Raw genomic sequence first — 18654 nt, 5'->3', positions numbered from 1 at the left:
ATATCCCAAAAAATCAGCCACAATATGACCTACAACCATATACCCATGCTAGTTTCTAGCATGGGTCAGCTGATAATCTTCCAAGCCATCCAAACGAGCCAACACTTCCGCCAACTGCCCCAATGGCGAGCCTGCGCGTTTATCATGCGCTACGCAGACAAAATGCCATTCTTGTCGCCCTTGCTGCAAATCGATGGTGACCGTACCACTCGCCAAATCGTAGCCATGGGTATGCACAAAACTCCGAAGCACCTGCTCGGACGACGGGTGCCCATTGCGAAAGCGTAAACGCACGCCAATGGCTGGCCGTGAAGGCAAATAGCCTTCCAAACGAGCGCCCCACATCATCAAGCTAGCTGACAGCACCGACAGCACGATCGCCGACAAATAAAACCCGACACCGATTAAAATGCCAATCACCGATGCCACCCAAATCGATGCCGCCGTAGTCAAGCCGCTGATATTCATCCCTTCCTTCATAATCACACCAGCGCACAAAAAACCCACCCCAGTTAATACCCCCTGAATGACACGCGTAGGATCGCCACTCAATACGGCAGCTGCGATCTGCTGATTGGACAAATAACCGCCATACCACTGATTGGGAAAACCTGCGACGATAACCGCCGCCGAGCTTGCCATGCAAACCAAAGCATAAGTCCGCATCCCAGCGGCACGCCCGTGGTAGCTGCGCTCATACCCAAGTAACAAGCCCAGCGCCAGCGCTCCGAGTAAAGTACAAACAATCAGCAAATTGGCATGAACTTCGGCCGAAGACCAAAAAGCCGACCAACTAGAAACAATCAGTGGCATCTCGCCACCCTCCATGAAATTTCACCGAACCAATAACGCCACACTTTGGCGTACCACTTTTTATTAAAGCCCGTATGCAATAGGTGCGCAGATATTTCGCCATAAAAAAACCGCCACAAAGGGCGGTTTGATCATCGATCGGCAAATCAGCTTACGACGCTGCGCAAACCGTGAATTTTTCACACAAAACGCCTGGCCACTCTAGGCACAACTCGTCCCCCGCCACGATAGGGCCCACCCCTTCAGGCGTGCCGGTATAAATCAAATCACCAGGCTGCAGGGTAAATTTACTCGACAGCCACGCGATCAGCTTAGCAACCGGAAATGCCATATCCTGAGTTTGTGCCGACTGTCGTAGCTGCTGGTTAATCTGCAAAGTAAAGTGCTGCTGAGTGGGATCAATCGCATCAGCCACCACAAACTGCGTTAATACCGCTGCACCATCAAAACCCTTAGCCAGAGTCCAAGGATTACCCGCCTTTTTCGCCGCAGCCTGCACATCACGGGCCGTTAAATCCAAACCCAAGCCATATCCTGCCACATGGCGCAAAGCATCAGCTTCAGCGATATCTTTACCACCCTGACCAATCAGCGCCACCAATTCCAGCTCATGATGCACCTCGCTCGACCAAGCGGGCAGCGCAATCGCTTGTCCACTTTGCAGCACCGCCGAATTGGGCTTAATGAAAATCATGGGTTCATCTGCAATGTGCGAACCCATTTCCTGTGCATGCGCGACATAATTACGCGCAACGCAAAAAATATTATTCACGGTATATTGCTGCGCACCAACATTAATAATAGCCACAGTCAAATACCTCTATTAAGACAACCATTGCGCGATCGAAAACAGTAAAATAACCGCCAACCAAAGAATCGCGGCACGCCACACTAGCGCCACCGCACTTACCAGATCATCCGTACTGGCTTGCGCCCCCACACCCAGCTCAGGGCGAAACTTCACGGTGTGATCCTGATGCAGCGCCTCGCCCAAGCGCACGCCTAAAGCGCCCGCAGCTGAGGCGAGCAAAATACCGTAATCCTGATCCATCCATTGCGCCGCTTGCTCGCGCCAGCAATACACCGCATCTTCGAAATTACCCACAATAGCAAAACTAATCGCAGCCAAACGAACAGGAATAAAATCAAGCGCGTCCATGGCCGTGTCTGCAAATCGGCCAAATACATCACCATGCCCACCCCACTTGGCTTGCAACAAACTAGCCGCACGGTACAACACAGCACCCGCTGGACCGGCAAACCATGACAGCGCCACAAACCAGAAAATTGTGCCAAATACATAGCGATGCGAATCAACCACACCTTGCTCGATGGTGAGCCGCGCGATTTCGGCCTCGCTCAATTCTGAGGTTGATTGCCCAGTCCAATCGCCCAACATCTGCCGCGCACCTTGCAAATCATCGGATTGCAAAGCCTTCGAGATACCCGTAAAAGCATAGCTAAACTGACGAAACCCCATGAGCAGATACAGTACAGCCACATTCCAGAACATAGCCGCCACAAAATTGAATTTGGCAAAAAACCAATACCCCCCCACCGCAACAGCCAGCAAAGGCACCACCGCGATCAGCCAGGCATATACCCCATTACGATACTCACCCGCATTCAGACCATTACCCATTTGATTGGCAATCCGCACAAACAATAAATAAATTGGATTGCGATTACTAATCGGCCGCAGCTGCTCAAGCGCCAAAGCCAATATCAAAGATAAAATACTCATAACTCACCACTCAGGTAATTCGCTAAACCAGCATTGCGGGGCCGCGAAGAATTCTTTTTTGTAACGCGCCAGCTGCCTTGCGCGGGCTTTCACGATACCATAGCGCACGAAGGCAACCAAACAGAACAATGCCTCTTGAAAAATGTCGCCACAGCGCAATATCTCAGATGATGACCACCCAACCGGAGAAAAACCAAATGGAACACAAACTTCCAGAACTACCTTACGCTCAAGACGCATTGGCACCATTTATGTCAGCGGAAACTTTGTCTTTCCACTACGGCAAACATCACCAAACCTATATCACCAACCTGAACAACCTGATCAAGGGCACTGATAACGAGAGCAAATCACTCGAAGAAATCGTTAAAACTGCACCCGCAGGTGGTCTGTACAACAATGCAGCACAAACTTGGAACCACACCTTCTTCTGGCTAGGCTTTGCGCCAAACCCAGCCGGTGAAGACCGCGCTCCAGCCGGTGCGTTGGCAGATGCAATCAATGCAAAATGGGGCTCATTCGATGAGTTCAAAAAAGCATTTAATACCTCTGCTGCTGGTAACTTTGGCTCAGGCTGGACTTGGCTGGTGAAAAAAGCTGATGGCAGCTTAGATATTGTCAATACAGGCGCAGCTGGCACACCACTGACCACCAGCGACACAGCTCTGCTCACCGCTGACGTTTGGGAGCACGCTTACTATATTGACTACCGTAACAGCCGCCCTAATTACCTGGAAGGCTTCTGGAAACTGGTTGACTGGAACGTGGTTGCAAACCGCTTTGCAGCATAATTCAGACAGTTTTTTCGTGGGTAGCGTGAAATAATTTTAACTCGCACTCGCCACTTACAAAGGCAGCCATTGGCTGCCTTTGTTTTTTATTCCCTGTGTCAATTTACTTCTCTCATCCCCAATATCACCATCGACAACTGGTATTTACCCAGAACAAAGCCAGATACATCCTCACTTCACTCTAAATTGGCGGCAAGCAGCAAAACAATGGGTTAATTAAAATGGTATTAACGGCTCTTTTATGGAAATAACATCAGCTTACAAAACAGCAAAGACCTTGAATTTGCTTGCCCCGGCTGTGATCTAGCACTATTGACACCAAACACCCTGTCTGCAAAATTAGCGTCCACTAGGTGATCGAAACTAACACTACTACCCACAGTATAGAGCTCGACTCCTTACGGCCACTGGTACTACCTATAAACACCAGATCCGGAATTACACCCTGCAACGGCAGCCTGAACATCACAAAATGAGTTCATCACCATTAGAGCAATGTGTAAGTCGCATTAAGCCAGCAGGCTTTTTGTTTGCAAGCGCACACCAAACCGGCACCCAATCTAAGGATGAGAGGAAAAATAATGAATTTCCGTTTAACTGCAATTTCTGCCGTTGTTGCTATTGCATCATCAGCAGCATTCGCCGCCACCGCATGGAATAGCGCCACAGTTTATACTGGCGGCGAGATCGTGACCTACCAAGGTAAAGATTACAAAGCAAAATGGTGGACACAGAACAATGTACCAGGCGCCGAACAATGGGGTCCATGGGAACTACAATCTGGCAGCGTAACACCAACTGCAACGCCTGTAGCTCCAACTGCAACACCAGCTACCGCCACCCCAACACCAGTAGCTCCAACAGCTACACCAGTAGTAGCGACTCCAACGCCAGCAGTCGCTACACCGACCCCTGCAGCTGGTAGCTGCACAAATGCAGCTTGGTTAGACAGCGCAATTTACGTTGGCGGCAATCTGGTTAGCTACAATGGCCGCAACTACAAAGCCAAATGGTGGACTCAAGGCAACGCGCCCGGCACAAATGATGTATGGCAAGATTTAGGGGCATGTGACGGCAAAGCTACGCCTGCACCTACTGCAACTCCAGTTGTAACCACTGCGCCAACAGCAACACCAGTAGTCACTGCAAAACCAACGGCTACACCTGTCGTTACCGCAACGCCTACACCAACCAATACTCCAGCGGTGACTGCGACTCCAAAACCAAGCGCAACACCAGTGGTAACAGCCAGCCCAACACCAACTGCGACGCCAGTAGTTACCGCCTCACCACTGCCGACGACTTCACCAACAAACCCGCCAAGCACAGGTGCGAAACAAGTTGGTACTTACTTCGCAGAGTGGTCAATCTACGGCCGTGCGTTCTACCTGAAAAACATGCAAGACAGCGGTCAAGCTAGCAAACTGACCTTCTTGAACTACTCTTTTGCTAACGTTTACAAACAAGCAGATGGTACATACAAGTGCCAAGCCAACATCAATAAAGCTGAAACTGGCAATCAAGACGGCGGTGATGCTTGGGCGGTTTACCAGAAAGGCTTTGCAGCCAATGAATCAGTTGATGGCGTTGCCGATGCCTGGGGCACTGATGGCCAGCAAGTTAATCTGAAAGGCAATATGAATCAGCTGAAAAAGCTGAAAGCAAAAAATCCAAATCTAAAAGCTCTGATTTCATTGGGCGGCTGGACTTGGTCTAAATACTTCTCAGCAGCTTCTGCAACGCCAGCTCTGCGTCAAGCATTAGTATCTTCATGTATCGACGTATGGATTAAAGGTAATCTGCCATTTGACGCAGCTTCAAATGCGGGCGGCCCAGGCACTGGTGCAGGCGTGTTTGACGGTATCGATATCGACTGGGAATATCCAGGCGTACAAGGTATTGGCACCAACACAGTTGACCCTGTGAATGACAAAGCCAATTACACATTGTTGATGCAAGAGTTCCGCAAACAACTTGACGCGTTGGGCGCCACGAACGGCAAGAAATACTTGCTGACCGTTGCTATCGGCGCTGGCGACGAGAAAATTGCTGCGACAGCTCCTGCCGAGTACAGCAAATACCTCGACTGGATCAACATCATGTCCTACGACTACAACGGCGGCTGGGATGCACAAGGTCCAACCGACTTCCAGTCAAACTTGTATCAAGATCCAGCAAGCCCACGCACTGTTGATCCAAAAACAGGCAAAGTGAGCAAGTACTACACCGATGCGGCGGTTAAAGACTTGATCGCGCGCGGCGTACCTGCAGCTAAACTGCACATGGGCGTTCCATTCTACGGCCGCGGCTGGACTGGCGTAGCAAATGTGAACAATGGCCTGTACCAAAAAGCGACTGGCGCAGCCAAAGGTACTTACGAAGCGGGTATTGAAGACTACAAAGTGCTGAAAAATGCACCTGGTACTGAATATATCCACCCAGTAACACAGCAAACTTATCGCTTTGATGGTTCGACCTTCTGGTCATATGACACACCACGCGACATCAAGCTAAAAGCCGATTATGCCAAATCAATGGGCATGGGCGGCATCTTTAGCTGGGAAGCTGATGGCGACACTACAACTGGCGAGTTGGTTGAGGCAATGACTTACATTAACAAATAAGTCGCACCGCCTTAACAGGTATCCATCTAGCCCCCGAATCAATTGATTCGGGGGCTTTTTAACGCCGAACGACTGCAAAAAAACTATCAGTAGCAAATACGACAACAAATCTGTGATCTAAATCACTTTATTTGATGCAGGCATTATTGCCTCAAATTCCACAACACCCGCACCACAATGCATCGGCTGGTTTTTTACCCCCCAACGAAAAATACCACTTGTAAAAGCCCCACAAAACCTGCGAAGTGGCATTACACATACAGATACGATGGTCTCCACTAAAGCAGTCCATCGATTGGCTGGCCTCTCAACTGAAACTGGTATTTTTCACACTTTTTAATTGCCAACAAAACCTTACAAACAAAGAAATACCCTTATTTCACAAGCTTTCCAGCACAAAACCGCGCTATTGACATTGATTTAGTAGTCTGCAAAATTAGCCTACACAAACACAAAACCATGAACACCAGAAGAGTTGGAATGGCTTATGTGTTCGAGTGACTGGTATCAAAAATACCCCACTCACCGATTGCAACCTAGCCGCCTTCGTTCGTGCGCAAACTACGACCAAGCGATAGTAGTGATCAAGTCAACACTGCAATATTCAACCCAGAATTTGCCAGTTGACCGCAGTAATGACACTTACTTTAAGGATGAGAGGATTCAAATGACTTTACGCTTAACCGCAATTTCTGCAGTAATTGCCGTAGCATCAGCATCAGCTTTTGCTGCTACCGCTTGGACAGAAGGCAGTACTTACTCTGCCGGAACCGTAGTTACTTATAAGAATCTAGATTACAAAGCGCTAGTAACACACACGGCGTATGTAGGCGCAGGCTGGACTCCTGACACCACACCAACCCTGTGGACCCTAGTTGGTTCGGGCACGGCAACGCCAACCCCAGCAGCAACTGCTGCACCAACCGCAACCCCAGTTACAACCGTAGCTCCAACAGCGACTCCAGTTGCAACAGCAGCACCAACAACGGCACCAACTGCAACTCCAGCAGCAGGCAGCTGCACAGCACAAGCTTGGACTGCAACTAATTACAGTGCAGGATCAGTGGTTAGTTACAATGGCCGCACCTATAAAGCACAATGGTATGCTTCTGCAAGTGATACCCCAAAACAAGTAGCAAACTCATGGGAATCACCATGGCTTGACCAAGGTGCTTGCTCAGGTAGCGGCGCAACACCAACTGCAGCTCCAACAGCAACGCCAGTGGTAACTGCGGCTCCAACAGCAACGCCGGTAGCTACAGCAACAGCTAAACCAACTGCCACACCAGTTGCAACCGCAACTGCAGCGCCAACCGCTACACCAGTTGTAACACCAACTGCAGCACCAACCGTAACTCCGGTTGTCACTGCCAGCCCAATCCCTACCGCTACACCTAGCACCACACCAAACACTGGTGCTAAACAAGTGGGTACGTATTTCGCCGAGTGGGGCATTTACGGCCGTGGCTTCTACGTGAAAAATATGCAAACGAGCGGCCAAGCAGCCAAGCTCACTTTCATCAATTACTCTTTTGCCAACATTTACAAACAAGCCGATGGCACTTATAAATGCGATGCAAGCATCACCCGCACTGAGTCAGGCAATGGCGACGGTGGCGATGCGTGGGCTTCATACCAAAAAGGCTTTGACGCTGCATCTTCAGTTGATGGCGTTGCTGATGCATGGGGTGCTGATGGCGTAGGCAGCCTGAAGGGTAACTTCAATCAGCTCAAAAAACTCAAGGCACTCAATCCAAACCTGAAAGTCTTGATTTCGATTGGCGGCTGGTCTTGGTCTAAATACTTCTCAGCGGCATCAGCATCTGATTCATTGCGCAAAACACTGGTTGCTTCATGTATTGATCAATACATCAAAGGCAACCTGAAATATGACTCAGGCTCAAATGCAGGTGGCGCAGGCACTTTAGCTGGCGTGTTTGACGGTATTGATATCGACTGGGAATACCCAGGTGTACAAGGCTTCGGCTACAACACTGTTGATCCTGTTAACGACAAAGCTAATCATGTAGCGCTGTTCAAAGAGTTCCGTGATCAGTTGAATGCACTGACCGCACAAACAGGTAAAAAATACCTGTTCACAACTGCAATTGGCGTAGGTCAAGATAAATACGATCACACAAATCCAGGTGCTGCATACGCTTACACGGACTGGGTGAACATCATGTCTTATGACTACCATGGCGCATGGGATACTAAGACTGACTTCCAAGCGAATCTGTACAAAGATCCGAACAGCCCAAATATTGCGGCAGGTGGAAACAACGCGACGTTCTACACCGACCATGCGATCAATGCACTCGTAAGCCTTGGCGTACCAGCTAGCAAACTACAACTTGGCGTACCGTTCTACGGTCGCGGCTGGACAGGTGTAGCTGCCGGCCCTAACGGTGACGGACTGTACCAATCAGCGAGTGGCGCAGCGAAAGGCACCTACGAGAATGGTTTTGAAGACTACAAAGTTCTGAAAAACGCAGCAGGCACTCTTCGCACACACGCCACCACCGGTGATGCATGGAAATATGACGGCAACAACTTCTGGACTTACGACACCCCTGCCGTAATTCAGAACAAAGCGGCATATGCTAAAGCGAAAGGTCTAGGCGGCGTATTTAGCTGGTCTGCCGATGGTGATGCAGGTTCTGAGCTGGTTAACGCAATGGCTACTGTAAATCAATAAAATTAGTTAGTTAGCACCACCTTTCAGCCCCCGAAGCGATTTCGGGGGCTTTTTTATTCGAAAAAATGCTGACAATAAAAACACAGAAAAATAACAAAAAACACAAGCTAATGTATCGCACTAGCAGCATCACCAAGCCCGCACAAATAAAGGGTTTCACAGCTGCACACCCCATTAAAAAGCCTTGATTTCCCCACTAATAGGCAGTTAGGATGTCAGCTTGAGGATGGCAACAAACTACGTCTCGACAATAAAGATATTTACACGAGATTTATCATGAAAAAGCTTCATTTTTCGCGCTCTAACGAATCTGGCTTCACCCTGCTTGAGTTGCTGGTGGTGCTATTGATCATTGCATTGCTGGCAGGTTATGTTGGCCCGAAACTCTTTGGAGAAGTCGGAAAAGCCAAAACCAAAACGGCAGCTAGCCAAATGAAATCGATTGCCGACGCACTTGATCATTACCGTCTGGATACCGGTCGCTATCCGAGCACCGAACAAGGCCTCAACGCCTTGGTGAAAAAGCCTGCGGATGAGAACAAATGGAACGGCCCTTACCTGATGAAAGACGTGCCGAACGATCCTTGGGATAAACCGTACGAATACCGCACGCCAGGTGAAAATGGCCACGATTACGACCTGCTAACCTATGGCCTAGACGGCAAGGCTGGCGGGACAGGCGAAGACGCTGACGTTAGCTACTGGCAATAAGCAGCTACCATGCGCTACAAAGTCAAAGCCCTCGCTGCAGGAGTGATGCAGGAGCTTGAGCTCGACGCCGCCAATCCTGATGAATTACGAAGCCAGCTACATAGTAAAGGCCTACAACTCATCAGTTTTGAGGCCGAGCGCAAGCTCGGGTTTTCATTTGGCAAGAATGAATTCCAAGTTTCACTCTTCACACAGGAATTAATTGCCCTGCTGGAGGCTGGCCTGACTTTAGTCGAGGCCATGGAAACACTCAAAGACAAAAGCGATCAAGATCAAAACCGCACTGTTTTGACTCGTATGATCGAAGGCCTGTATCAAGGGCTACCGATGTCCAAAGTGTTAGCGCAAATGCCTGATCTATTTCCCCCACTCTACATTGCAACGGTAGGATCGGCGGAAAAAACGGGCCACCTGGCCGATGCGCTTAAACGCTACCACCATTACGAGACACGATTGGCCGCAGTGAAGAAAAAAATCGTCGCTTCGCTAGTCTATCCGCTGGTTGTGATCGGGATTGGTGGCAGCATTATGTTGTTTTTGCTGTTTTATGTAATTCCAAAATTTAGCCAAATTTACGCATCAATGCGCAATTTACCGTTTGCAGCACAATTAATGCTGTGGTGGGGTGATTTGGTTCATCAACATGGGCAAGCAATCTTTGGTAGCATCATTGCCACCCTAGTGGGCGGCTATCTCATGATAAAAACAGATGCCGCACAGTCGATGTTGCGTGAGATTTTTTGGAAACTCCCCAAGCTGGATAGTTATCGCCGATTATTCTCACTGACCCGCTTCTATCGTACTTTGGGCTTATTGTTGGCGGGTGGGATTTCGATTGTTGCAGCGCTGGAATTAGCGGCGCAATTGCTACCGGCACAAATGCGCTTAGCCTTGTCACAAGCTTTGGTCGATATCAAATCGGGGCAACAGGTTTCTGCAACCTTGCCTAAATATGGGTTGACGACGCCCGTAGCAGAGCGACTACTGCGTGTGGGCGAACAAAGTGGCGAGTTGGCCACGATGGCCGAGCGAGCTGCGCAGTTTTGCGATGAAGAGCTTGACCGTGCAATTGAGATGTTCACACGGCTGTTTGAGCCGATTTTGATGCTATTAATCGGTATTTTGATTGGTGGCATTGTATTTTTGCTCTATATGCCGATTTTTGAGTTGGCTGGGAATATGCAATGAGCGAACTCACTCTGGATCTTATTCAGCATTTACGCACCACTGGCGGCACACAACCGCTGCCAATGTTGGTACAACAATCTCTGGGCTTATCTGACGAGGGGTATTGCGCTGAAGTCAGCGAATACCTTGGCATTCCAGCCATTACCCAGGAGGAGTTATATCAACTCAAGCCTCGTTATGACCTATTGTCATTTGGTGATGCTGCGGCTCATCAGTGCTTTCTAGCCGAGAGCCAATACCACGGCACATTGCTGGTGATGTCAGACCCGTTCAGCCCTGTGGTTCGCAACTGGGCACAGCAGCGGATTACTGTCGCATTTCGGTCGGCTTTTGCGCATTACGAAGTACTGCAAAACTATTTTAACGAATACGAAACCTCGCACCGTGCGATGGAGCAGTTGGGTGAAGGCGAAAACCTGGAAGCCAGCACCAATGGCGTCACTGAAATTTCGCTCTCGACGCTCTCTCAAGACGCCAACCCTGTTGTTAAGCTGGTCAATTCAACGCTGTACGATGCACTGAAGGCGAAAGCTTCCGATATCCACATGGAAACAACGCCATCGGGAATGACCATTAAATACCGGATTGACGGCGTACTGCTGCACGCCGGTGGCGCGAGTGGCTCGGATAAAGCCGAGCAAATCATCTCCCGCTTGAAAGTATTGGCCGAGCTGGATATTTCCGAACATCGCATTCCACAAGATGGTCGTTTTAAAGCGTTGGTGAACAACCGAGATATCGACTTCCGCGTCTCAATTATGCCGTCGATCCACGGCGAAGACGCCGTGTTGCGGATTTTGGATAAGCAAGGCGGTGGTGATACCTTCAAGCAGCTACGCTTAGAAACACTGGGCCATGAAGAGCAAACAATGGCAGCCATTCGCGGCTTGTCGCATGAGCCATACGGACTGCTACTGGTAACTGGCCCAACAGGCTCGGGTAAATCCACCACGCTGTATGCCACGCTCTCAGAAATTAATAATGGTGAAGAAAAAATCATCACCATTGAAGACCCGGTCGAATATCAGTTGCCGGGCGTGCTACAGATTCCGGTCAATGATAAAAAAGGCCTGACTTTTGCGCGTGGCTTGCGCTCGATTTTGCGCCATGACCCGGACAAAATTCTGGTCGGTGAGATTCGCGATGGCGAAACCGCCAATATTGCCGTGCAAGCAGCCTTGACTGGTCACTTGGTATTGACCTCAGTACACGCCAATAATGCCTTTTCGGTGATTGATCGCTTTATTCATATGGGCGTAGAGCCCAATAGCTTTGTCGATGCACTAATCGGCGTGGTCGCACAGCGTTTGATTCGTAAAGTCTGCCCGCATTGCGTAGCCGACGATCAACCCGAAGAGAGCTTGCTGCTCAATTCAGGTCTGACTAGCGAACTGGTTAAAGGCTGGAAATTTCGTAAAGGAACAGGCTGCCCAGCGTGTCGCAACACAGGCTATCTAGGACGTAAAGCCATTGCTGAAGTATTGCGACTGGATGATGATATGAAGCAAGCGATTGCCAATCATGCACCAGCTGTTGAACTGAAAAAAATCGCCTTGGCTAAAGGCTTTGTCTCGATGCGACAAATCGCGGTGAACGCGGTTTCTCGTGGTGAAACCACCTTGCAGGAAATCAACCGTGTCACCTTTGTTGATTAAACATCACGCCTGCTTTGGTAAGCAGCGCGTCCGCTTGAGTAGCTTATCACTGTCGGGTGAGGTGCTCAGCCGCCGTCGCGGCACGATTGATCCATCGCCCGATGTATTGGTATCACGACTACAAGATTTGTTAAGCAACACACCGCGTGGCAACTTGGGGATGGATCAAATTAAATTGATCTTTGGTTCACCATGGGTACGCTATGCTTGCCTACCTTGGCAGGATGCCTTAAATAAAGACATTGATTGGGAAAATTACGCCCGTATTGTGCTATCGCAGCAGTATGGAGTTAGCGCTGACAATTGGCGAGTACGGGTATCGGCGGGTGACTATGGCAAACCACGCGTCGCTGCCGCAATCGAAGAAGGCTTATACCAGACCATTGCCGAACTTTGCCGCAGCAGCAAACTTAAACTAGCTGAAGTTGAGCCGCTTTTTACCACGGCAGCCAATCAGCATAGGCGTGCAATGAAATATCCAGAACATGCATTGATGGTGGTGGAAACCTCACATGCGATTGTTGGTTTTTATCGCGAAAATGCTTGGCAAGGCGTAATTGCCTTGCCGATTCAGCTCGAAGCCGGTGAAACCACCCGCTCGCTATCGGCCATAGTACGTGAAGCTGCGGTGCTGTCTGGGCAATTTTTGCCAGAGCACATTTACCTCACCTCTTCCGACATTACCTTATCTAGCATTAAATCCGCTGATTTTGATTTTGAATGGCTGGGTGCGGCTCATCCACAGTTTATTGCTGGCGAGGTGCATGCATGAAAACCTTACAGCTAGATTTTAATCGCCGCCCCAGCGTAGTGCCCTGGATAGGTTTATTGCTAACCGTACTTGGAATCGTGGCGGTACTTTGGGTCATGACCCAACTGGATGTCGCGAAAGAAAATAAAGCACAGATTGAGATTCGTGAAGATGAAATTGCACTGCGAATAAAGCAATTAGAGGCCAAACGCCTTGCTGCGCAAAAAGCATCGCCAGTTTCGGACAAGGTTGCAAAAGTAGCTAGAGCTCAAACATTCAGCGCCGAAGCGGGTTTAGCTGTACTGGAAGAAGTATGGCGGCCAGAGATTGCCTTCACACATATGGAAGTGGCTAATCTGGAACGCGACATCAAATTAGAGTTAGAGGCAAAATCTTTAAATGATGTACTGCTACTCGTGGATCGACTAACTCAGCACCCTTCTGTGAAGCAAGTATCACTGGCACGTAATTCAACAAAAGTAGGCGATCCATTTAAACCTGCTGTAGCAGCCATCGAAATTTATTGGCGCGACAATCGCCCCGAAGAAACCAAAGCATCTACCGTAACAGTCGCTGAAACAGGAGCTAGTCGATGAGCAAATCGCAACTACTCTGGTATCTGCGCTTAATTCCTCAATACGCAGGCATTTTAGGTTTGGCAGGTTTAGCGCTGCTTGGCTTTGCTTTAATGATCTATTTGCAAGATTTGAAACCCTATCAGGCAGACTTGCTCAAGCGCGAGGCCGAACTGGAGCGCAAGTTTCGCAATTTACGCGAACCGGCTGCAGCAAGCTCGACTCAAGCTGAGCTGCCGAAATTAAACCATGATGACACTTTCACGTTCTTTTTACGTCACCTCAATGATGTCGCGCAGAAACATCAAATTATGATCAATCAGGTTGACTATAAAGCGCAGCTTGAAGCTGATGGAAAACTGAAACGCTACAGCATGCAATTTCCGGCCACTGGCCGTTATATCCAGTTTCGCCGCTTTACCACTGCTTTAGAAAAAACACCCGGTATGCGGGTTGAAGCTGTGAATATGCAGCGCCAAACAATTGGTGACGATAATCTGTCTATCCAGATCCAGCTATCCTATCTGACGGAGGTGCATTAATGCTCTCCCGTCCGATGCAATGGTTGTTGGGTGCTACATTGGCTGCTACGGCCTACACTTTCTGGCACGACTCGCAACAAGAAGCTGAGTTGGAATCAAATGCGCGACCTGCACCACGTCAAGCAGCCAGTGCGATTAAGTCAATTGATAAGGCATCCGCTGCCAGTGCGGTTGCTGCAAGTGCAGCATCGCAAGCGATGAGCCTTTCCGACCTATTTCCAAAGCAAAGTTGGGCCACGCAACCACCAAAACCGACTGCAGTTCCTAAACCAACACCGACACCGGTACCTGTGGCCCCGCCATTTCCGCTACAAATCACCTCGACTTGGCACGATAAAGTGAGTGATTACTATGTACTGGAAGGCCAAGGCCAATCTCTGGTGTTATGCACCCGCTGTGACACGCTAGGCCGTATTCAACCAGGCGAAACCTTCTTGGGAGTCTATCGTCTGGACAAATTAAGCCGTGATGTTCTGACCATTACTTATCTACCACTTAATCAGCAGCAATCGCTGCCGACAGGAGGAACGCCGTGAAACGTGCGTTAATGACCTCAATTATTTCGATGGCTTTTTTAGGTGGCTGTGCAGCTGATATTGCCCGCTACCAAGCCGAAACTCAGCTAGATGCTGGTAACCCTGAAGCTGCCTTGACCACACTCAAAGCACAGATCGCCAGCTCACCGAATGATTTGAAACTGCGCGCGGCTTATCAAAACAATGTGCTGATCTACGTCAATCGCCTAATCATGCAAGGTGATCAAGCACGCCAGCAAGGCAATAGCGCGGTTGCAATCAGTAATTACCAGCAGGCACTTCAGTGGGACAGTACCAATATCCGTGCACAGGAAGGAATCCGCTATGTTGAGATGGGTGTGCGACATGACTCTATGTTGCGCTATGCCCGGGAAAACAAAGATGGTAAGCCTGACGAAGTGCTGGGCATTGTCAATCAGATCTTGCTAGACAACCCGCGCAATGTAGCGGCACAAACAATTAAAAATGACATTGAGAATCGAAAATCGCGTGAAGTCAGCTTGCGCCCTGCGCTTGCTCAAGCACTAAAAAGCCCGATCTCATTGCAATTTCGCGATCAAAGCATGATGAGCGTCTTTGACATCGTCTCGCGTATCGGTAAAGTGAATTTCATTTTCGATAAAGACGTTCCACCAAATTTAAAAACCACGATTTATGCCCGCGATACCACGGTTGAAGACGTTATCAACCTGATTTTGGCCACCAATCAGCTCGACAAAAAAATCCTGAATGACAACACCATTTTGATCTATCCAAAACGGCCAGATAAAGACCGTGATTACAAAGATATGGTGATGCGGACGTTCTATCTTTCGAATGCGGATCCGAAACAAGTACTAGCTATGCTCAAGCAGATGGTTAAAACGCGAGATATTTACATCGATGAGCGTTTATCAATGCTGGTAATGCGCGACACACCTGAAGCTATTGCGGTGGCCGAGCGGCTGATCGCAGCACAAGACTTGCCGCAATCTGAAGTATTGCTGGACGTGGAAGTCCTCGAGGTCAGCAATAATGATGTACTCGACCTGGGTATACTGTATCCAGGCAGCGTCAGTGCTACGGTCTACGGCAATACTATCGGCGCTGTACCAGTTATAACTAAAAATGCCGATGGCACGTCAACCACCACCACACCGACCAAAGTGGCGGGACAAGTTACGTTGGACCAGATTGGCAACATCAATAAGAGCGATATTCTGGTCAATCTAGGCACCCCGACAGTCACGGCGAATTTCTTGCAAAGCAAGGGTAATACCAATGTATTGGCCAACCCGAAAATTCGCGTTAAAAACCGCGATAAGGCCAAAATCCTGATTGGTGATCGTGTTCCGGTGGTAACGACGACGACATCAAATGGCGTCAGCAGCGAAAGCGTTAATTATCAGGACGTCGGTCTGACCCTGAATGTTGAACCGGTCATGACGGTCGACAACGAAATCAGCATCAAAGTGAATTTGGAAGTCTCCAATATTGTTAAAACCATCACTAGTAAAGGTGGTTTGATTGCTTACCAGATTGGTACCCGTCGTGCTGAAACCAATATGTCGGCACGTGATGGTGAAACACAAGCCTTGGCAGGTTTGCTCTCTCGTACAGAAAGCGAAACCGGACAAGGCTTGCCGTTCCTCAGCTCAGTCCCAGGACTGGATCGGATTTTTGGTACCAAAAAATCAGACAACAGCAAAACCGAGCTGATTATGCTGATCACACCGCGTGTAATTCGGTCATTGCCTTTGCCCCCATCGCATATCACTGGCTTTGATAGTGGTACCGAAGGAATGATCAGCACAGATCCATTGCGTCTGCGCCCATCATCAACCTTTAGCATCAACAACCAAGGCGGACAGTCGCTGCCGTATGTACCACCAGCACCGCCTCCTGCACCAGAACCACAGCAAGCTGCGCCTCAGCAACCTGCTCAACCAGGCCAACCTGAAGGAACACCGGTAAATCGCGGCACCGGGATGGGGCGTCGCTAAGTCATGAGGCAGCAAGGCTTTACGCTGATTGAGCTGATGGTCACACTCACCATCTTGGCCGTACTTGCGACGGTGGCATTGCCACTGTCGCAAGTCGCTTCAACTCGGAACCGCGAAGAAGAATTGCGTCGATCTTTGTGGCAAATCCGTGCAGCGATTGATCAATACAAAATCGCTGCAGATGGCGGCCGGGTGAATAAATCGCTGGAAGATTCAGGCTATCCAGAATCTTTAAATGTCTTAGTTGAAGGTGTCAAAGACCTGAAAGACCCGGGTGGGCGGAAAATCTATTTTCTGCGCCGCATGCCGCGTGATCCATTCTGTGACTGCCCAAGTAGAACGAATGCCCAGACCTGGGGCTTGCGCAGCTACGCCAGTCCGCCTGATGCCCCAGCGGAAGGACGCGACGTGTATGATGTCTATTCTTTATCAAGCAATATTGGATTAAATGGTGTCAGCTACCGTGAATGGTAAATCTCGCCGCCTCGGCTTTACCCTGATTGAACTACTTGTCGTTTTGGCCATTATGGCTAGCCTATTGACACTGGTCGTCCCACGCTACTTCCAGCAAACTGATCGCGCCCAAGAAACGGTGCTCAAACACAACCTCGTAGCCGTACGGGAAGGTATCGATAAATTCTTTGCGGATACTGGCCGCTACCCAGCCACGCTGGAGGAAATGGTCGAGCGAAAATACCTGCGTGAAGTGCCCCTCGATCCAATCACCAACCGACGCGATAGCTGGGTAATTATCAATGCTGAGGGCTCACCCGGCGTTTATGATATTCGTAGTGGTTCTGATGCCGTTGCAAAAGATGGCACCAACTACAATACGTGGTAATTTGATTGTGATCCAACGCCGCGCTCACCTCCGCTCACAAAAAGGCTTTGCCTATATGTGGGCGCTGATGATGGTGCTCATCATGAGCATTTATCTAGCACAAGTAGGAGAAGCGTGGCAAAACCGCATTCGCCGTGCGAAAGAAGAAGACCTGCTGCGCATGGGCGCTGAAATCAAAATGGCGGTGAAGCGATATACCGAAAACAATATCGGTGATAACCCACAAACAGCATACCCAAAGACGCTACAAGATCTGGTACAAGATCCACGTGTCCCCTTCCCCAAACGCTATCTGCGTAAAGCCTATAAAGACCCGATCACTGGCGATGATTGGACCTACATCGGTGCGCCAGGTGGTGGTTTTGTTGGTGTAGCCAGCAAATCACCATTGAAGCCGCTAAAAACAGCCAATTTCCCCGATGATTCGCAAGGTTTTGCTGAAGCAAAAACCTATCAAGACTGGCGCTTTGCCCACTGGCCTAACCGCGGCGGTGGCCGCCGATAGACGGCAATAAATCTTAACAAAAACATCAAGATAAATACTTGGCACATGCCAAAGGCATGGGTACAATGCCGTCTGAAATTAAAACCTTACAATTAGCAAAAGCTAATATTAACAGGAAGATAAAATGAACGTTAAAACTCTGATAGCGGCAGCAACACTGGCAGTAGCAATTAGTCCATCCTATGCCGCAGTGACTTTTGTTGAAGGGACAAAATTCACCAATGGTGACAATGGTAAAGTCATTCCAGCATCACCAACTGGTCGTTGGACATTCAATAGCCAATTATTCAATGTTGCAGATAAATCAGATATTGCGATCAATTTTGGCTTTAAGCAAAACAAGGCTGACAAAGATGGCTGGGTTAATGGGCTGACCGTTAAATTAGTACAAAACGGCGGAATCATTAGCGATGCTTTCAGCTGGAATTTTACAAGCAACCCAACCTATGCTGATACGCTGACATTCGCGAATTCATTATTCCAGACTGGGAAGAACTATCGTTTCGTATTTGAGGGTGACTCGCCAAATTTCGAAGGCCGCTTTAAATACTCGGTAGCTGCTGTTGCCCCAGTACCAGAGCCAGACACCTATGCCTTGATGGGTATGGGTTTAGTTGGCTTGATCGCAGCGCGCCGCCGTAAAGCTATACAAGCTTAAGCACTTTGAAGTAGCCTAAACAAAAAGCCCCAAGCAATGA

At 49.1% G+C, this 18654-nt stretch carries 17 protein-coding genes and 1 pseudogene; 15 read left to right on the top strand and 3 right to left on the bottom strand.

Annotated features, from left to right (window positions below):
* Positions 1-48 precede the first annotated feature (48 nt).
* The 3 genes from HZU75_RS14145 to HZU75_RS14135 form a co-directional block, all read right to left on the bottom strand.
* Complete coding sequence (locus HZU75_RS14145; RefSeq protein ID WP_180306655.1) at positions 49-813, bottom strand: MgtC/SapB family protein; 765 nt, start codon at positions 811-813, stop codon at positions 49-51.
* A gap of 151 nt (positions 814-964) precedes the next feature.
* Positions 965-1621, bottom strand: coding sequence for a fumarylacetoacetate hydrolase family protein (locus tag HZU75_RS14140; RefSeq protein WP_180306654.1), 657 nt, complete (start codon positions 1619-1621; stop codon positions 965-967).
* Positions 1622-1636: 15 nt separating this feature from the next.
* Positions 1637-2557: a CobD/CbiB family protein gene (locus HZU75_RS14135; RefSeq protein WP_180306653.1), complete on the bottom strand. Its 921-nt coding sequence runs from the start codon at positions 2555-2557 to the stop codon at positions 1637-1639.
* Positions 2558-2754: 197 nt separating this feature from the next.
* Between HZU75_RS14135 and HZU75_RS14130 the strand changes: the two genes are divergently transcribed.
* From HZU75_RS14130 to HZU75_RS17815, 15 genes and pseudogenes are all read left to right on the top strand, one after another.
* Entirely contained in the window at positions 2755-3348 is a 594-nt protein-coding gene (locus tag HZU75_RS14130) for a superoxide dismutase (protein ID WP_180306652.1), read from the top strand.
* A 581-nt stretch (positions 3349-3929) separates the two neighbouring features.
* A complete protein-coding gene (locus HZU75_RS14125) occupies positions 3930-5972 on the top strand; it encodes a glycosyl hydrolase family 18 protein (RefSeq protein WP_180306651.1) in 2043 nt (680 codons plus the stop codon).
* Positions 5973-6639: 667 nt separating this feature from the next.
* Positions 6640-8670 (top strand): glycosyl hydrolase family 18 protein, encoded by a 2031-nt coding sequence (locus HZU75_RS14120; RefSeq protein WP_180306650.1) that lies wholly within the window; start codon positions 6640-6642, stop codon positions 8668-8670.
* Positions 8671-8946: 276 nt separating this feature from the next.
* On the top strand, positions 8947-9381 hold the full coding sequence (gene gspG / locus HZU75_RS14115; protein ID WP_180306649.1) for a type II secretion system major pseudopilin GspG: 435 nt from the start codon (positions 8947-8949) through the stop codon (positions 9379-9381).
* Positions 9382-9390: 9 nt separating this feature from the next.
* Positions 9391-10569 carry a type II secretion system F family protein gene (locus HZU75_RS14110; RefSeq protein ID WP_180306648.1) on the top strand — a complete coding sequence of 393 codons (1179 nt, stop codon included), beginning with the start codon at positions 9391-9393 and terminating at the stop codon, positions 10567-10569.
* Positions 10566-12224: a GspE/PulE family protein gene (locus HZU75_RS14105; RefSeq protein ID WP_180306647.1), complete on the top strand. Its 1659-nt coding sequence runs from the start codon at positions 10566-10568 to the stop codon at positions 12222-12224. Before HZU75_RS14110 ends, HZU75_RS14105 begins: the two co-directional genes overlap by 4 nt.
* On the top strand, positions 12205-12996 hold the full coding sequence (locus HZU75_RS14100; protein ID WP_180306646.1) for a hypothetical protein: 792 nt from the start codon (positions 12205-12207) through the stop codon (positions 12994-12996). Before HZU75_RS14105 ends, HZU75_RS14100 begins: the two co-directional genes overlap by 20 nt.
* Positions 12993-13571, top strand: coding sequence for a hypothetical protein (locus tag HZU75_RS14095; protein ID WP_180306645.1), 579 nt, complete (start codon positions 12993-12995; stop codon positions 13569-13571). Before HZU75_RS14100 ends, HZU75_RS14095 begins: the two co-directional genes overlap by 4 nt.
* Positions 13568-14092, top strand: a complete 525-nt coding sequence (locus HZU75_RS14090; RefSeq protein WP_180306644.1) for a hypothetical protein — start codon at positions 13568-13570, stop codon at positions 14090-14092. The genes HZU75_RS14095 and HZU75_RS14090 overlap by 4 nt, the downstream gene beginning before the upstream one ends.
* A complete protein-coding gene (locus HZU75_RS14085) occupies positions 14092-14628 on the top strand; it encodes a hypothetical protein (RefSeq protein ID WP_180306643.1) in 537 nt (178 codons plus the stop codon). Before HZU75_RS14090 ends, HZU75_RS14085 begins: the two co-directional genes overlap by 1 nt.
* The gene (locus HZU75_RS14080) at positions 14625-16610 is read left to right on the top strand and encodes a secretin GspD/PilQ domain-containing protein (protein WP_180306642.1); all 1986 of its coding nucleotides are present in this window, start codon (positions 14625-14627) and stop codon (positions 16608-16610) included. Before HZU75_RS14085 ends, HZU75_RS14080 begins: the two co-directional genes overlap by 4 nt.
* A 3-nt stretch (positions 16611-16613) precedes the next feature.
* Positions 16614-17084, top strand: coding sequence for a type II secretion system protein (locus HZU75_RS14075; protein ID WP_180306641.1), 471 nt, complete (start codon positions 16614-16616; stop codon positions 17082-17084).
* Positions 17074-17451 (top strand): type II secretion system protein, encoded by a 378-nt coding sequence (locus HZU75_RS14070; RefSeq protein WP_228028078.1) that lies wholly within the window; start codon positions 17074-17076, stop codon positions 17449-17451. The genes HZU75_RS14075 and HZU75_RS14070 overlap by 11 nt, the downstream gene beginning before the upstream one ends.
* Before the next feature lie 82 nt (positions 17452-17533).
* Positions 17534-17956, top strand: coding sequence for a type II secretion system protein (locus HZU75_RS14065; protein WP_228028077.1), 423 nt, complete (start codon positions 17534-17536; stop codon positions 17954-17956).
* Between the two features lie 559 nt (positions 17957-18515).
* Positions 18516-18614 (top strand): annotated as a pseudogene (locus HZU75_RS17815) (PEP-CTERM sorting domain-containing protein); the annotation flags it as partial.
* Positions 18615-18654 lie beyond the last annotated feature (40 nt).

The sequence above is a fragment of the Chitinibacter fontanus genome, assembly GCF_013423785.1.
GTDB classification, from domain to species: Bacteria; Pseudomonadota; Gammaproteobacteria; order Burkholderiales; family Chitinibacteraceae; genus Chitinibacter; species Chitinibacter fontanus.
The sequence above is the reverse complement of the archived record's forward strand: the minus strand, read 5'-3'. Positions and strand labels throughout refer to the sequence as shown.

Coding starts and splice junctions, on each gene's coding strand:
- HZU75_RS14145 (WP_180306655.1), bottom strand. CDS start 813: ATGCCACTGATTGTTTCTAGTTGGTCGGCTTTTTGGTCTTCGGCCGAA.
- HZU75_RS14135 (WP_180306653.1), bottom strand. CDS start 2,557: ATGAGTATTTTATCTTTGATATTGGCTTTGGCGCTTGAGCAGCTGCGG.
- HZU75_RS14130 (WP_180306652.1), top strand. CDS start 2,755: ATGGAACACAAACTTCCAGAACTACCTTACGCTCAAGACGCATTGGCA.
- HZU75_RS14125 (WP_180306651.1), top strand. CDS start 3,930: ATGAATTTCCGTTTAACTGCAATTTCTGCCGTTGTTGCTATTGCATCA.
- HZU75_RS14120 (WP_180306650.1), top strand. CDS start 6,640: ATGACTTTACGCTTAACCGCAATTTCTGCAGTAATTGCCGTAGCATCA.
- gspG (WP_180306649.1), top strand. CDS start 8,947: ATGAAAAAGCTTCATTTTTCGCGCTCTAACGAATCTGGCTTCACCCTG.
- HZU75_RS14110 (WP_180306648.1), top strand. CDS start 9,391: ATGCGCTACAAAGTCAAAGCCCTCGCTGCAGGAGTGATGCAGGAGCTT.
- HZU75_RS14105 (WP_180306647.1), top strand. CDS start 10,566: ATGAGCGAACTCACTCTGGATCTTATTCAGCATTTACGCACCACTGGC.
- HZU75_RS14095 (WP_180306645.1), top strand. CDS start 12,993: ATGAAAACCTTACAGCTAGATTTTAATCGCCGCCCCAGCGTAGTGCCC.
- HZU75_RS14090 (WP_180306644.1), top strand. CDS start 13,568: ATGAGCAAATCGCAACTACTCTGGTATCTGCGCTTAATTCCTCAATAC.
- HZU75_RS14085 (WP_180306643.1), top strand. CDS start 14,092: ATGCTCTCCCGTCCGATGCAATGGTTGTTGGGTGCTACATTGGCTGCT.
- HZU75_RS14075 (WP_180306641.1), top strand. CDS start 16,614: ATGAGGCAGCAAGGCTTTACGCTGATTGAGCTGATGGTCACACTCACC.
- HZU75_RS14065 (WP_228028077.1), top strand. CDS start 17,534: ATGAGCATTTATCTAGCACAAGTAGGAGAAGCGTGGCAAAACCGCATT.